At 64.1% G+C, this 14592-nt stretch carries 14 protein-coding genes and 1 pseudogene; 8 read left to right on the forward strand and 7 right to left on the reverse strand.

Going from position 1 to position 14592, the window contains the following annotated elements; translation table 11 throughout:
- The first annotated feature begins 106 nt into the window (after window positions 1-106).
- Both BN3266_RS02235 and BN3266_RS02240 read left to right on the forward strand, forming a co-directional pair.
- Window positions 107-856 carry a DNA alkylation repair protein gene (locus tag BN3266_RS02235; protein WP_195891595.1) on the forward strand — a complete coding sequence of 250 codons (750 nt, stop codon included), beginning with the start codon at window positions 107-109 and terminating at the stop codon, window positions 854-856.
- Window positions 853-2025, forward strand: a complete 1173-nt coding sequence (locus BN3266_RS02240; RefSeq protein WP_154668937.1) for a DNA glycosylase AlkZ-like family protein — start codon at window positions 853-855, stop codon at window positions 2023-2025. Before BN3266_RS02235 ends, BN3266_RS02240 begins: the two co-directional genes overlap by 4 nt.
- Window positions 2026-2100: 75 nt before the next feature.
- Here BN3266_RS02240 and BN3266_RS02245 read toward each other — a convergent pair whose 3' ends face one another.
- Genes BN3266_RS02245 through BN3266_RS02255 form a run of 3 tightly spaced genes read right to left on the reverse strand, consistent with a single transcriptional unit; the run spans window position 2101 to window position 3193 of the window.
- Window positions 2101-2538 (reverse strand): hypothetical protein, encoded by a 438-nt coding sequence (locus BN3266_RS02245; protein WP_059003441.1) that lies wholly within the window; start codon window positions 2536-2538, stop codon window positions 2101-2103.
- On the reverse strand, window positions 2535-2993 hold the full coding sequence (locus BN3266_RS02250; RefSeq protein ID WP_059003443.1) for a hypothetical protein: 459 nt from the start codon (window positions 2991-2993) through the stop codon (window positions 2535-2537). Before BN3266_RS02250 ends, BN3266_RS02245 begins: the two co-directional genes overlap by 4 nt.
- On the reverse strand, window positions 2990-3193 hold the full coding sequence (locus BN3266_RS02255; protein ID WP_021657956.1) for a helix-turn-helix transcriptional regulator: 204 nt from the start codon (window positions 3191-3193) through the stop codon (window positions 2990-2992). Before BN3266_RS02255 ends, BN3266_RS02250 begins: the two co-directional genes overlap by 4 nt.
- 1015 nt (window positions 3194-4208) lie before the next feature.
- On the opposite strand from BN3266_RS02255, the gene BN3266_RS02260 reads away from it, so the two are divergent.
- Window positions 4209-4427, forward strand: coding sequence for a helix-turn-helix domain-containing protein (locus BN3266_RS02260; protein ID WP_021657959.1), 219 nt, complete (start codon window positions 4209-4211; stop codon window positions 4425-4427).
- A gap of 81 nt (window positions 4428-4508) precedes the next feature.
- On the opposite strand, the gene BN3266_RS02265 is transcribed toward BN3266_RS02260, so the two are convergent.
- Window positions 4509-5780, reverse strand: a complete 1272-nt coding sequence (locus BN3266_RS02265) for an L-cysteine desulfidase family protein (RefSeq protein ID WP_059003446.1) — start codon at window positions 5778-5780, stop codon at window positions 4509-4511.
- A 204-nt stretch (window positions 5781-5984) separates the two neighbouring features.
- Here BN3266_RS02265 and BN3266_RS02270 point away from each other — a divergent pair, with 204 nt between their 5' ends.
- The 4 genes and pseudogenes from BN3266_RS02270 (at window position 5985) to BN3266_RS02285 (ending at window position 9578) form a co-directional block, all read left to right on the forward strand.
- Window positions 5985-6413, forward strand: a complete 429-nt coding sequence (locus BN3266_RS02270) for a DUF1893 domain-containing protein (RefSeq protein WP_059003447.1) — start codon at window positions 5985-5987, stop codon at window positions 6411-6413.
- A 119-nt stretch (window positions 6414-6532) separates the two neighbouring features.
- Window positions 6533-7147 (forward strand): hypothetical protein, encoded by a 615-nt coding sequence (locus tag BN3266_RS02275; RefSeq protein ID WP_154668938.1) that lies wholly within the window; start codon window positions 6533-6535, stop codon window positions 7145-7147.
- Window positions 7148-7539: 392 nt separating this feature from the next.
- Window positions 7540-8928: an MATE family efflux transporter gene (locus tag BN3266_RS02280; protein WP_021657965.1), complete on the forward strand. Its 1389-nt coding sequence runs from the start codon at window positions 7540-7542 to the stop codon at window positions 8926-8928.
- 161 nt (window positions 8929-9089) lie between these two features.
- A pseudogene (locus BN3266_RS02285) lies at window positions 9090-9578 on the forward strand (methylated DNA-protein cysteine methyltransferase).
- Between the two features lie 52 nt (window positions 9579-9630).
- Here BN3266_RS02285 and udp read toward each other — a convergent pair.
- Window positions 9631-10413, reverse strand: coding sequence for a uridine phosphorylase (gene udp / locus BN3266_RS02290; protein WP_021657967.1), 783 nt, complete (start codon window positions 10411-10413; stop codon window positions 9631-9633).
- A 376-nt stretch (window positions 10414-10789) separates the two neighbouring features.
- Here udp and BN3266_RS02295 point away from each other — a divergent pair, with 376 nt between their 5' ends.
- Window positions 10790-11809 carry a LacI family DNA-binding transcriptional regulator gene (locus BN3266_RS02295; protein ID WP_021657969.1) on the forward strand — a complete coding sequence of 340 codons (1020 nt, stop codon included), beginning with the start codon at window positions 10790-10792 and terminating at the stop codon, window positions 11807-11809.
- Between the two features lie 1199 nt (window positions 11810-13008).
- Here BN3266_RS02295 and BN3266_RS02300 read toward each other — a convergent pair.
- On the reverse strand, window positions 13009-13680 hold the full coding sequence (locus BN3266_RS02300; RefSeq protein ID WP_059003451.1) for an N-acetylneuraminate synthase family protein: 672 nt from the start codon (window positions 13678-13680) through the stop codon (window positions 13009-13011).
- Complete coding sequence (locus BN3266_RS02305) at window positions 13677-14582, reverse strand: SPFH domain-containing protein (protein ID WP_021657974.1); 906 nt, start codon at window positions 14580-14582, stop codon at window positions 13677-13679. The genes BN3266_RS02300 and BN3266_RS02305 overlap by 4 nt, the downstream gene beginning before the upstream one ends.
- Between the last annotated feature and the right edge of the window lie 10 nt (window positions 14583-14592).

The following is a 14592-nucleotide window of genomic DNA, read 5'->3' on the forward strand; positions in this document are numbered from 1 at the left end:
GCAGACGGGGGCGAAACCGGTGCCCCGCCCACCGCCTGCCCCGGCTGCGTTGACAAAGGCTGCTTGCCGGGGGATAATGGGGAAAATGAGAGAGGAGGGGCCCTTTGTGGAGAGACCGCCCTTTGCGCTAAATCGCTGGCAACCCCGGGACTACCGGGCCTTTGTGGCCTACCTGCGGGAGCGGGCCGAACCTGGCTACCAGGCCTTTAACGCCCGCATCGTGAACGACCCCCAGTGCCCCCTGCTGGGGGTGCGGATGCCGGTGCTGCAGGCCTGTGCCCGCGCCATCGCGCGGGGGGACTGGCAGGGGTTTCTCGCCCTCTCCCGAGACGACAGCCACGAGGAGGGGATGGTGGCCGCCCTGGTGGCGGGCCGCGCCTCCTCCCTGCCCTGGCCCGAGGGGGTCCCGGCGGTGGAGGGGTACATCCCCCGGGTGCACAACTGGTCCCTCTGCGACAGCTTCTGCACCGCCTGCAAGGGGTTGGCCGGCCAGCCGGCGTACACCTGGTCCCTCTGCCAGAGGCTGGTGCAGAGCGGGAGCGCCCCCTGGGAGAAGCGGGTGGGGCTGGTGCTGGCCATGACCTACCTGCTGTGGGGGGACTGGGCCCCGCTGGCGGTGGAGCTGGCGGCCGCGGCCCCCGCGGGGGAATACTATGTGGACATGGCCCGGGCCTGGCTCCTCTGCACCGCCTGGCCCCGCTTCCCCGCGCTGGTGGAAGCCCTGCTCGCCGAGGGGCGGCTGGACGACTTTACCCACAACAAAACCCTCTCCAAGCTGCGCGATTCCTACCTGGTGGCGCCGGAGGAGAAGGCGCGGCTGTGCGCCCTGCGGCGGGGGAAGGGGGCGGGGAGATGAGGGAGATCACCCGGGCGGAGGCGGTGGCCCGGCGGCTGGCCGCCCACCACCTGACTGCGCCGCTTTGCGGGCAGGGGGCGGTGGAGCAGGCCCTCCCCCTGGGGGTGCAGGACAGTCCGCCGGGGATGGGGGAGGCCGCCCTCTTCTGCCGGGTGGGGGATCTGGCCCCCGGCTGGGTGGAGGAGGCGGTGGCCTCCGGCGCGCTCTGCCGCTGCTGGAGTTTTCGCGGCGCGCCCTACCTTTTCCCCGCGTCCCAGCGGGGTCTCTTTCTCGGCGCGCTCTGCGCCCAGGAGGGGGAGGAGTGGATCTACGCCTACCCTGGCTTTGCCCCGGTGGCCGCGCGGCTGGGGCTGGGGGCAGACCAGCTGTTGCCCCTGCTCTGCCAGGCGGCGGAGGAGCTGCCCGCCCCGGTGACCGGCAAGGCCGAACTGGACCGGCAGCTGGCGGACCGGATCGCCCCCCGCCTGCCCGCAGGGGTGAGGGAGGGGTGGGAGGGCCCCTCCCTCTACGGGCCGGACCAGCGGCTGGGGGAGGCGGCGGTCTCCTTTTTGCTGCGGGCCTGCGCCCTGCAGGGGCACCTGGTGCTGGGCCCCCGCCAGGGGCGCTCCCCCCTCTTCTGGCCGGGGGACTGGGGGCGGGAGCGGCTGGCCCCCGCCGACCCCGCCCTCTTGGGCGCGCCGGGCCAGCGGGAGTTGGCGCGCCGCTTTCTCGCCCTCTACGGCCCGGCCACCGAGGGGGAGTTTGCCACCTTTTTGGGCTGCTGCCCCCGGCAGGGCAGGCGGCTTTGGGCCCTGGCCGAAGAGGTGGGGGAGCCGGTCGCCTTTTTGGGACGCCCGGCCCTGGCCCTGGCGGAGGGGGACTGCCCCTCCACCCCGCGGGGGGTGCAGCTGCTGCCCCCCTATGACCCCTACCTCTACGGGGGGCGCCGCTGGCTCTGTGAAGAGGGGCTGGCAGGACAGCTCTGGAAGACGGTGGGCAACCCCGGGGCGCTGCTGCGGGATGGCATTGCCGTGGGCTGGTGGCGGGGCAAGACCTCGGGCAGGAATTGGTCGGTCCGGCTGATGGGGTCGCCCCTCTCCCCCGGGGAGAGGGAGGCGGCCGTCGCCTGGTTGGAGCGGTACGCCGCCTTTCGCGGGCTGCGGCTAAAGGCGGTGGCGTGGCCCGAGTAGGGCGAAAAGAAAGTCCGGGGCGGGAAACAACGGCTGTTTCCCGCCCCGGATTTGTTGTTTGGGGGAGAGGGGCTCTCACTTCTCCCCCTGTTCCCGCCGCCGCTCGATCCCCCGCCGGATGAGACTGAGCCCGGCGATGTAGCAGAAGAAGACCCCCATCACCAGCGGCTGGATCGAGATGGAGAGGAGGCCGTCTTTGACAAAGGCGACCCGTCCGGCGGCCCAGGAGAAGAGAAATTCCCCCCCAAAAAGGGCGCCGAGGGCCAGATAGACCCAGGAGAGCCAGCTGCCGCTGCGCCCGAAATAGGCGTTTTTGCAGATGGCCAGGGTGAGGAAGTAGAGGGCCGGCAGCACGATGAGGAGGAGGGCCTCCATCATCGGTTCGGCCCACTCGCCCCAGCCGGTGCGGACGATGCCGTCGGCCAGGATGAGAACGAGGGTCAAGAGGAGGGTCTGCATGGCGATTTTTTGCCGCTGTTGCAGCTGGTACTCGTCGTACTCCCGCCCGTTCACTGCTCTCCCCCCTCTTCTTCGGCCTGGGCCCGCTTCCACTGGATGCGGTAAATCAGGGCCTGCACCCCCAAAAACAGGACCATCAACAGGGTGGCGCCGCCGTCGAGCTGGCCGTTTTCGGTGAGGGTGAAGTTGCCCCAGACGGCGTCGCAGGTGAAATAGACCAGCGCCACCAGCACAAAGACGGGGATGACATAGTAAAACAGGCGGTGGTAGCCGGGGTGCCTGGGCAGCACCTGGCGCAGGGCGCAGAGACAGCCGAAGAGGGACTGGCCCCCCACCACGATCAAAAAGGCGGAGTGCTGGGGGCTGGTCCAGTCAAGGCCCGCCTCCCGCACCAGGCCGTCGGCCAGCACGGCGAGAAAGACGGCGATCAGCGTCTGCATGCCGATGCGGTCCCGCTCCCGCAGCTGCCGCTCGTCGTACTGCCCTTCACAGAGAAATATTTTGCTCATTGTCCTTCCTCCCAAAACAGTTGGTCCAATGTCTGCCCCAGCGCCCGGCAGATGGCGCGGCAGAGGTTGATGGTGGGGTTGTAGTCCCCCTTTTCAATGGCGACGATGGTCTGCCGGGTGACCCCCACCTTTTCCGCCAGGTCCTTTTGCGACAGCCCCAGCATGGCGCGTGCCGCCTTGAGCTTCACGTTTTTTCCCATCTGCTCACCTCTTTTCTCTGCCACCAATATATAACTTACCGGACATAAAGTCAAGTATATTTTACTAAAAGAAAATTATTTTATGCTTTCCAAGAGAAAAAAGGTCGCCACAGTGTACGGCGCGGCGGCCTTTTTGGAAGGGGGAGCTGGAGGGGAAGGTGTTTGGCGGATGGGGGCGCGGGGCATTTGGCGACGCGGGTGCAGGCCGCTTGACGAATCGGGTGCGGGGCGTTTGATGACTCGAGTGCGGGGTACTCGGTGAATGGGGTGTGGGGTGTTTGGCGAACCGTGTGGGGCGTTTGGGCGGTTCGGGTACAAAACACTGGATGGACTGGAAGGGAAGTGCTCGACAGCTCGGGAGTGAAGTGTTTGGCAGCTCGGGTGCGAGGTGTTTGGCCGGGTACGAGTTGGTCGGCGAATCGAGCGCTGACGGTTCAGCGGCTCGGGCGGGGGCGAGGGTGGGTTTGATTTTGCTCCTTGTCGCCGCGGCCAGAGAGCAGCTCCTGGGGAAGGGAGCCGGGGCGCTGCCAGAGACGCGAGGTGGACAGAGGGGATGCAGGTCGTTGGAGCGCTGCGAAACGACTTGCCCGGAGAATTTTGCCCTTTTAAAAACGGGCGCATAGGTCCTTTTTCACCGCGATGCCGGCCCACAAAAAACGGACTGCTGTCCCTGCCGTCCCCACCGCATGGCTGAAGGACCCGCCTGCCAAATGGCGAAAGAGGGGAAATGCGCGGTGGTGGGGCCGGTGAGAGGAGCAGAAAGAGGCGCTGCAACTCGAATTTTGCGAAAAGTCCTCCTTTCTGACGCTGTTATACCGGCGGAGGAGAGGGAACACCCCCGCCCCTGGGAGAGCGGGAGGAGGAGTTGATGGGGAAAGGGAAATGGATACCTCTCCATCGAATTTTGGCGATTTTTGTCGAATTTGTGCGAACAAAGGTGGGCAGAGCCGTTGAAACAGCCAATGGACAAGCCCTCCCCAATATAGGAAAATAGAACCAAACGGGGGGAGAGCCGATGAGAAAGAGAAAGAACGCCAATTTAGAGGCGATCGAGCCCGAGATCATCGCCATGCGCAAGGAGGGGATGACCCGGCAGGAGATCGCCGACTTTTTCGGCCTGGACCTGGACCAGATCCGCTGGTGGGTGACCCGGTACAACCGCAAGCAGGCGCGGCTGGCGGCTGGAGAGGTGCTTCGCCCCAAGGGGAGGCCGCGAAAGGAGAAAACCCCCTGAAGAGCGGATTTTGACAGCGAGAGAGCGGCGCGTCCCCACGCAGGGGCGCGCCGCTCTCTTACACGGTGGGGGAGGATCCCCCTATTTGCCGATCATGATGTTGAGGATCTCCACGTCGGTGGATTTCATCCCCACCCGGCCCATCCGGCCGATGGCCTGCACCGTCTCCTCCGGAGTGCTCATCACCAGCCCCTCTCCGGCGCCAAAGGTGCGGTTTTGCAGGGACATGCAGTGGCTGAGGATGGCCGCGTCCACCGCCGAGGCGATCTTGGCCGCACAGGAGGGTTTGGCCCCGTCGCAGACTACCCCCGACACGTCGGCCAAGGTGTTGACCACCGTGCGGCAGATGGCCTCGAAATCGCCGCCGCAGAGGTAGGTGATGGCGGCTCCGGAGGCGGCCGCGGCAGAGACCGCCCCGCAGTAGGCGCTGAGTTTGCCCAGCCCCTTTTTCTGGTAGATGGCGATCAGGTTGGAGAGGACCAGGGCCCGGTAGGCCTTTTCCTCGCTGACGCCCAGCTCCTGGGCATAGGCCAGCACCGGCAGGCAGACGGTCATCCCCTGGTTGCCGCTGCCGGAGTTGGTGACCACCGGAAGGGCGCAACCGCTCATCCGCGCGTCGCTGCCGGCGGCAGCCCAGGCGCGGGCCCGGATCTTGACGTCGTCGCCGTACTCGCTGAGCAGGGTGCGCCCCACCTGGGCGCCGTAGGGGTGGGAGAGCCCCTCTTTGGCGATGGCGTAGTTGTACTCGATCTGGCGGGAGATCACCTTGCGCACGTCGTCCAGGTCCACCGTCTCGGCAAAGGTGTAGATGTCGGCCAGGTCCAGCAGTTCGTAGGCCTCGCTCAGGTGGTCTTCCACCGGGGTGTCGGCGCCGCCCACCAGCACCTCGCCGTCGCGCTCGACCCGGACGATGTTGGTGTGGGAATAGCAGATCTCCACCACCGAGGTGTGCTCCCCCGCGGTGGCCTCGACGATGATCTGCAGGTTGGAGACCCCCTCCAGCAGCTCGGTCTCGCAGATGCCGGCGTCCAGCAGCTCTCTGGCCCGCTGCAGGTCGGCAGGGGTGACGGCGGTCAGCACCTCCAGCCCCCGCTCGGGGTCGCCCCCCACCGCGCCCAGCACGGCGCTGGTGTCGATCCCCTTGAGGCCGCCGGAATTGGGGACCACCACCCCCTTGACGTTTTTGATGATGTTGCCGCTGCAGGAGACCACCATCTTCTGGGGCTCCTCCCCCAGCACCTGGCGGGCCTTGGCGGCGGCCAGGGCGATGGCAATGGGCTCGGTGCAGCCCAGGGCGGGTACCAGTTCCCCCTCTAAAATGGCGATGTACTGCTCGTAGATGTTGCGGTTCACGATCGGCGTCCCCCTCTATTCGCGCGTCGGCAGGGCCGGCGGCTTGTCTTTGTCTCCATTATACTCCTTTTTTCAGCGGGAGACTATCCCCCTTTTGCGCGGGTAAAACTGCCGGTTGAAAGGGGGGAGCGGTTGTATTACAATAAAACGGTACGGCCGGTTTACACCGATTGCAAGAAAGTTGAAAGAAAGGCGGGCGGCAGGATGAATACCATATTACAGACACTCAAACAGGAGATGATCGACCGCGGCTACAAGTGCGTGGCCGGGAAGGGGGAAGGGGTGCTCTTCTCCTCCCACAAAAACGGGATCGCCCCCCTACTGGACCTCTACGAGGCCAAGCTGGGCGGCGAGGGCGGCCTCTGCATCTGCGACCGGGTCTTTGGCAAGGCGGCGGTCTTTGTGGCCTACCTCTGCGGCGCGAGGGACTGCTACGCCTTTGTGGCCAGCCGCCCCGCCCTGGACCTGGCCGCCGAGCTGGGGATGCGGCTGGACTGCGAGACCGAGGTCCCCTTCATCGAAAATCGGGACAAAACCGGCCAGTGCCCCATCGAAAACTCGGTGATGGACTGCCGCACCCCCGAGGAGGCGCTGGCGGCCATCCGCCGCCGGTTGGCCGCGCTGCGGGGGTAGGAGGCGGCGCAGGGTCTCTGAAATTTGTGTGAAAAACACATTTTTCCCCTTGCCAGAGGGGGGCGGTTTCTGGTATTTTAGAGCAAGCTGCAATTTTAAAACGTATGAGAGGGATGCCCATGTCTGTCGATCTCGTTCCGGCTGTCGCCTATCCTGCCCGCCCGACCCTGCCGTCCGGCCAAGCGCCGGCGGGCAGACGCCACATCTATTTGGTGTTCACCCACACCGGCACCCGCTTTTCCAAGGTGCTGAAGATGGTCACCCGGGGGGAGTACACCCACGTCTCCATCGCCATGGACGCCAGCTTGGACCGCCTCTACTCCTTTGGCCGCAACAGCATCAAGGAGCGCCCCTGGGAGGCCGGCTTTGTCTGTGAGCAGAAGGATGGCGGCGTCTACCGGGAGTTGCCCGGCACCCGCTGCACCGTCTACCAACTGGAGGTGAGCGAGGAGCAGTACCGCCGCGCGCAGGGGATCATCGACCTCTTTTTGCGCCACCAGTCGGTCTTTAAATACAACTATCCCGGGCTGTTTTTCATGTCCATCGGCTGGGCCAAGCGGTGCAAGCGCCGGTTCGTCTGTTCGCAGTTTGTGGCCTATGTCCTCGAAAACAGCGGCACCATGCGCTTTCACAAAGATTTCAGCCTGATGCGCCCGACCGATTTGAAGGGCCTTCTCTACGCCCCGGTCTACACCGGCATGCTGCGCAGCTATTCGGCGGCCCATGCCCTGTAACGGGCCCCTCCCGAGCAGAAGATTTCAGACGGCCGCAGGGCCGTTTTTTTGTTGCCCTTTTCCCCGGTGTTCGGAAAAGCCCACTTCTTTGCATTGCTGTGTTGACGCGCTGCTGCAAGAAAGTGAATTTGCACAATGATTTTTTTGAGCAGATGGTGATTTTTATGAGAGGGTGACAGTATTTTTTCGGTTTTTTTACTAATGTGTACAAACTTTTAACAGAGTGGCCGCGGGCGTTGGAAAATGTTCACCGATATGGTACACTACAAATGTCGGCCCGAGGGCAGGGCCCTGCGCGCGCTTCCCAATGGGGGCCGGCGCCCTTTTTTTGCCCGTTTGCCGCGCGGCGGCGGGAAGGGCAGTTTTTGAAGAGATAGGAGAGGGAGAGAAATTTGAGTAGAAAAATCGCGATCGAACGGGACCAGGGCTTTTACGGCTCGGTGTTGTCCCTGGCCATCCCCCTGGCGCTGCAGTCGGCGCTGATGTACAGCGTGACCACCCTCAACAGCATCATGCTGGGCGCCCTGGGGGAGATCCCCATGTCCGCCTCGGCCATTGCCGACCAGCCCTTCAACATCGTCTCGGGCATCTTCCGCGGCCTGACGCTGGGCGGGGCCATCCTCATTGCCCAGTACTGGGGCAAGGGGGACACCAAGGCCATCCGCCGGGTCATCGCCATCGGCATCCGCTGCTCGGTGCTCATCTCCCTGCTGACGGCCATCCTGGTCATCGCCTTCCCGGCCCCCATCATGGGCGTTTTCTCCACCGACAAGGCGGTCATTGACGCGGGCATCGACTACCTGCGCATCGTGGCGCTGACCTATCCCATGTTCGCCGTCAGCAACTGCTATATGCTCTCCATCCGGGCGACCGAGAACGCCCGCACCCCGTTGCTGATCAACCTGCTCTCCTACGGGGTCAACATCCTCCTCAACTACGGCTTCATCTTCGGCAAGTTCGGCCTGCCGGAGATGGGGATCACCGGCGTGGCCATCGGCACCCTGCTGGCCCGCGGGATCGAATTTGCCTGTGTGCTGGTGCACATGCTCTGCCTCAACAAGAAGGTGCGGATGAAGCTGAGCGACTTTGTCAAGCGCGACAAGCTGCTCTTCAAGGACTTTATGACCTACGCCGCCCCCTCCCTCCTCAGCGAGATGATCTTCACCATCGGCATGTCCGCCTACTCGGTCATCTTCGGCCGCCTGGGCACCACCACCATCGCCGCCAACACGGTGGCCGAGGTGCTCCACCGCATCGGCTCGGTCTTCTTTGCCGGGCTCTCGGGCGCCTCTTCGGTCATCATCGGCAAGACCATCGGCTCGGGCGACATCCAGCGGGCCAAGCTGCAGAAAAAGACCTTCAACGTGCTGGCCATGGGAGTGGGCCTGTTCACCACCGCCCTGCTGCTGGTCATCAAGAACTTTGTCCTCTCCCTCTATAACATCGCCCCCGAGACCTATGCCATGGCCGACAAGATGATCGTCATCAACGCCATCTTCATGATCGCCTTTGCCTACGAGTCCCTCTATGTCACCGGGCTGCAGGTGGGCAGCGGCGACGCCACCAACATCCTCATCTACACCACCATCATCATGTGGGGGGTCACCATGCCCATCGCCTTTGCGGGGGCCTTCTGGTTCAAGCTCTCCCCCCTGGTGGTCTTCGTCATCCTCAAGTGCGACTACGCCGTCAAGGGCGTTTACGGCTACCTCCGCACCCGGGGCGACAAGTGGATCAAGCAGGTCACCCGGGACGAAAAGGACCTGCAGGCGCAGGAGTAAACGGATCTTCTCCGCAAAAAAAGAATGGCAAAAGGAGGCGGGCAGCTGCGGCTGCCCGCCTCCTTTTTGCCGTGTCGAAAAAAGAGAGAATATTTTCAAACCGCCTCATTGCAGAGGGGGGAGGGATGCGCTGTGCTGGGGGTGCAAAGGGGGAACACGAGATGGAAAATGAAGGGAAAAAGGACTTTAACGCAATGCTGCACAGGGCTGCGGGGATGCCCAAGACCCAAATCGTCACCGACCCCAAAACGGTGGCCAAATACGGCGGGGAGAGGATGCACTTCGCCCCGCCCATCGACTGCGACCGGGTGATGCGGCGGGTCCCCTTCGGCAGGGTGATCGCGGTGGGGGCCATACGGGAGCACTTTGCCGCCCAGAACGGGGCCGACTTCACCGCCCCCATCACGGCGGGCATCTTTGTCTCCATCGCCGCCTGGGCCAGTTTTCAGCGCCAGGGGGACGAGACCCCCTACTGACGCACCCTCAAGGCCGGGGGCGAGCTCGACCCCAAGGATCCCGGCGGCGTTGAGGCGCAGCGCGCCCGCCTCGAGGGGGAGGGGCACACCGTCTTGCGGCGGGGGCGCACCGATCTGCGCTCCTTTGTAAAGGACTATGAGCAGGCCCTCTTTCCCCTGGACGAGAGGGGATAGGGAGATAGAAAAAGAGGGCCGGTCGACCTGCGACCGGCTCTCTTCTTTTTCGTTACTGGTGGGCAATCAGGTAGCGGATGCCCTCGATGGTGGCCTTGATGGCCTTTTCGGTGTCGTGGTCGTAGGGGTTTTCCATCCCCAGGGCGGCCCGCTCCTGGTTTTGGACGACGTGCATCACCGCGCCCGCCTTGCAGCCCAGGGACTGGCAGACGGTGAAGAGGGCGGCGGACTCCATCTCACTGCCCAGGGTGCCGGCCCGCTTCCATGCCTCCCAGCGGTTGAGCAGCTCATAGGAGATGGGCATCCTGTCGGGGGAGTGCTGGCCGTAGAACGAGTCCTTGCACTGCACCACCCCGGTGTGCACCCGGTAGCCCAGCTTTTTGGCGCCTTCCCGCAGGGCGTAGGCGATGTCCAGGTCGGCCACGGCCGGGAACTCGATGGGCAGGTACTCTTTCGAGGTGCCCTCGGCGCGGATGGCGCCGGTGACCACCACCACGTCGCCGCCCATGACGTCGAGGTCGATGCCGCCGCAGGTGCCGATGCGGATGAAGTTCTGCACCCCCAACAGGTGCAGCTCCTCGATGCAGATGGCGGCGGAGGGGCCGCCGATGCCGGTGGAGCAGACGATGACCTTTACGCCGTCCAAAAAGCCCTCGTAGGAGACGTACTCCCGGTTCTCGCCCAGCTTGCGCGGGTTGTCCAAAAAGGCGGCGATTTTGGGCACCCGGCCCGGATCGCCGGGCAGGATGGCAAACTGCGTGCCCTTGACGTCCTCCTCGTTGAGTTTGATGTGGTAGGTCCTCCCGTCGTCGCCGACGATCATTTTGCTGAGCATGCACAACACACCTTTCTATTTGAATCAAACGCGGGTTTGTGGAAATACATCTTCATTATACACCCGTTGGAAGCGTTTACACAATTCGGAAAATGCGCCAAGAAGCGCGGCCCTTTTTAGATAAAAAGTCAAGGCAAAAGAAAGGGGGACAAGGGCAATCCGCTAAAAATACAGGCTGCGAAAGGGCAAAATCGGGCAAAAATACAATATTTGTGCGAAAGAATTGACAAATCTTCGCGGTCAACAGTATATTATAAAGAGATGGAAAACGCTTGCGCTCGTGGCGGCGAAACGTTTTGATATTGTCTGTCGGGCCCCTGGGGTCGGCTGCCGGCGGAATGTGAGGGGCGCTGGCCCCGTAAAGGTGGAGTGAAGAGTGGAGACCAAACAGATTACCATCAAGGACATCGCGCAGAAGGCGGGGGTGGCAGTGTCCACCGTCTCTCGGGTGCTCAACGGAAAGGACCGGGTGAGCCCCGAAACGCGGCAGCGGGTACAGCAGATCATCGACGAGTACGACTATGTGCAAAACGCCGCGGCGGTGTCGGTGGTCAAGCGCAAGACCAACATGATCGGCGTCATCATCCCCGAGATCCAAAACCCCTTTAACGCCTCCATCGTCTATGGGGTCGACAAGGTCTGCAAGACCCGGGGATACAACATCTGCGTCTTCTCCACCGACGACAAGGTGGCCGATGAGGAGCGGCTCATCCGCTCGGTGGTCAGCCCCCTGGTGGACGGAATCATCGCCATCACCTGCACCGATGGGCGCATCTACCTGGGCGGGCGCAAGCCGGTGGTGCTGGTGGACAGGGGCCTGGGGGCCGACGACTTTGACGAGGTGGTCATCGACAACATGGGTGGGATGCACCGCGCCTGCGACTACCTGATCAAAAAGGGGCACCGCAAGATCGCCTATATCTCCGGCCCGCTGGAGTTCACCACCGGCTTGGGGCGGCTACAGGGCTTTCGCAGCTGCATGGAGGAGCACGGCATCCCCATCGACGAGGACAACGTCTACGTGGGCGACTGGTTCGTGGCCGACGGCCGCCGCGCCACCCAGAAGATATTGGAGAGAAACAGCGCCGGTGCGGGGGTCACCGCCATCCTCTGCAGCAACAACCTCATCTGCAAGGGCTGCATCGAGGTGCTGCACGAGGCCAAGGTGGCCATCGGCGAGGACATCTCCCTGCTGGGCTTTGACGAAAACGACCTGGTGCACTACACCACCCCCAAAATCACCTATGTGGCCCGCCCCACCTACGAGATGGGGGAGAAGGCCGCCGAGATGCTTTTGGAGAAGATTGCCTCGGAGAAGAGCTACCTGGGGCAGAAGATGGTGATGCGCACCCGGCTCATCGAGCAGGGCTCGGTCAAGGACCTAAACAGGAAATAGCGGCGACGGAGCTGCCGAAAGAGAAAGACGACTGCCTTTGGGTGGTCGTCTTTTTACATTTAGGACTTGCTTCTGAGGAGGGGGTGCGGCGAATCGGCAGTTGGTTTTGCGGTCGGGGCTGGCCATGAGGGAGGAGGGAAGGGCAGAGGCTCTTGCCTGCGACCGGACAATCGCGCCCCAGGGGCTGGCGCTTACCCCCGACCAGATAGGGGGAACTGGTGCAAAATCAGTGCCGCCTGCGAGCTGTCGGGCGCGTGGAGATACGGGGGAGACAGCGCAGCCGCACCTTCTGCGACTCCCCCTACCTCTTTCTCTGGGAGTATCTGCCCGCACGGGAAGGGCTGTTGGCGCTTTTTTACTTTAACTAAATCGGCGAGAGGTTGAGCGGCCGGGAGCCGATGAAGCGGATGCGTTTCTATTTTGATGAGAGTTGTGGGGGTCCCGCTGGAACTGCCGCGGGAGGGAGAGTGGAAACAGTTGGCCCAGGTTCTGTGGGAGGGGCCTCCTCCACCCCAGACTTACACCGGCAAAGACCATTGGTGGGAGCTAAAAGAGGGGGACGATGGCGAATGCGTGTGAGAGGGCCCTTTTCTGGACGGCTGGCGCCCGACTTTAAACGAGCTGTTGGTCCTCCGGGACGGAGAGGCGGTGCGACAGATGGAGCGGGAGGACAGCTCCGTCGAGCGGGGATTGGCAAATGCCCTGCTGTACTCCGTCTGCTCCGTGATTTCCTCCGCCAAGGGGAGGGGGATGTGTCTGGCATTCCGCCGCGGGACGGGGGGCTGTCCTCTTTCCCAGCCCTGCCCGGGGGAGCGCCGCCGACCCGCTTTGCCGGCGCTTTATCCTGCCGGATGGAGGACTGCGGCAGGATGGGGCGCGGTACAGCTGTGCCCCCCGACAAGTTGGCGATGGCGACAGGGGTAGCGGCCTGGGGTCCCTGCTGGAGAGCGGGCGCTTTGCCGACGGCGAGTGCCGTCCCCTCCTTGAGACTTTGGGGGAGACGGTGCAATCTCTCCTCCTATGGGAGGCCGGTACTTTTGGTTGGGGCGAAGGGGGGCGGAAATGGCCTGCTTCTGCACCGCCCCCCAACCCCGACAGAAGTGGTCGCGGGAGCTGGCTGCCGGGAGGCGGAGGGATGGCAGGGCGCAAAAAAGAGCTGTTTGAACCGGTCAAACAGCTCTTTCTATCTTCGGGAAGGATCACCGCTCCCCGCTGCCCAGGGCCTGTTCGGCCAGGCGGAGGGTGTAGACGGCGGCAGCCAGTTGGTCGGGGTCGCGCATCCCCTGGGCGGACTGGCGGTCCAGGGGGAACTCCACCACGTCGGCCCGCATGGCGGCGGCCATCACCGGCACCACGTCGTAGCCGGTGCCGTCGTAGTAGCCGACCCCCTCTTGAAACCGGCCTTTGAGGACGATCATCGCCCGCAGGTTGGCCTCTTCCGGCGGGGCGGGAAAGGCGGGCGCGCCGTGCAGCAGGGTGACCGGGCCACTGCCGGCGCCGTGCAGGGCGACCAGGGCCTGGCGGAGCAGGTCGGTGGGGGCGTCCTCGGCGCAGAGGAGGACGGGGGCCCCGCTGGCGCCCGCCGCCTTCAGCAGCGGGGTGTCGTCCAGGGCGGCCCTCCCCAGCTGCCAGAGGGGCATGCCCAGCTCTGCCAGGCGCTGGGCGTGCTCGGCTTTCTCGGGGAGGACCAGCAGGAGGATGCCCAGGGCGTTTGCCTCCTCTTTTAACTGGGTATAGTGGGGCCCGGCGACGGCAAAGGGGAGGAGCATGCCGTTGACCCCCGCCTCGGCGGCGGCGCGGATGAAGAAGTGGGCGTCCTCCTCGCTGTGGCAGCCGCGGGTGGCGTCGGCCAGCAGGATACAGCGGCTCATTGGGCCTGCTGCTCCCCGCCGTCGATGACCAGCTCTTTCAGGGAGGCGGCTAGCCCGGCCATGGACTGGATCTCGGAGGGGATGATGATCTTGGTGGCCCGCCCGTCGGCCACCTTTTCAAAGGCCTCCAGACTCTTGAGGGCAATGACCTTGTCGCCGGGATTGGCGTCGTTGAGCAGGCGCAGACTGTCCGCATAGGCCCGCTGCACCATCAGGATGGCTTCGGCCTCGCCCTCGGCCTCGTGGATCTTCTGCTCCTTGACCGCCTCGGCCCGCAGGATGGCCGACTCCTTCTCGCCCTCGGCCACCAGGATCTGGCTGCGCTTCTCGCCCTCGGCCCGCAGGATGGACTCGCGGCGCTGGCGCTCGGCCTTCATCTGTTTCTCCATGGCATCCTGGATCTCGGCCGGGGGCACGATGTTCTTGACTTCCACCCGGTTGACCTTGATGCCCCACTTGTCGGTGGCCTCGTCGAGGATGGTGGTGATGCGGGTGTTGATGACGTCGCGGGAGGTGAGGGTGTTGTCCAATTCCAGGTCGCCGATGATGTTGCGCAGGGTGGTGGCGGTCAAAAACTCGATGGCGGCCATGGGGTTGTCGACGCCGTAGGTGAACAGCTTGGGGTCGGTGACCTGAAAGAAGACCACCGTGTCGATCTGCATGGTGACGTTGTCCTTGGTGATGACCGCCTGGGGGGCAAAGTCCACCACCTTCTCTTTCAGGGAAACCCTCTTGGCGACCCGGTCCACAAAGGGGATCTTGAAGTGCAGGCCGGTGGCCCAGGTCTCCCGGTAGGCGCCGATGCGCTCGACGACATAGGCGTTGGCCTGGGGCACCACCCGGATGTTGGCGACCAGGATGATCAGGATCAGGGCGACAAGCCCCAGCAGGACGTATTGCATTGTGACTCCT

Origin of the sequence: Bittarella massiliensis (ex Durand et al. 2017) (assembly GCF_001486165.1) — a bacterium.
GTDB classification, from domain to species: Bacteria; Bacillota; Clostridia; order Oscillospirales; family Ruminococcaceae; genus Bittarella; species Bittarella massiliensis.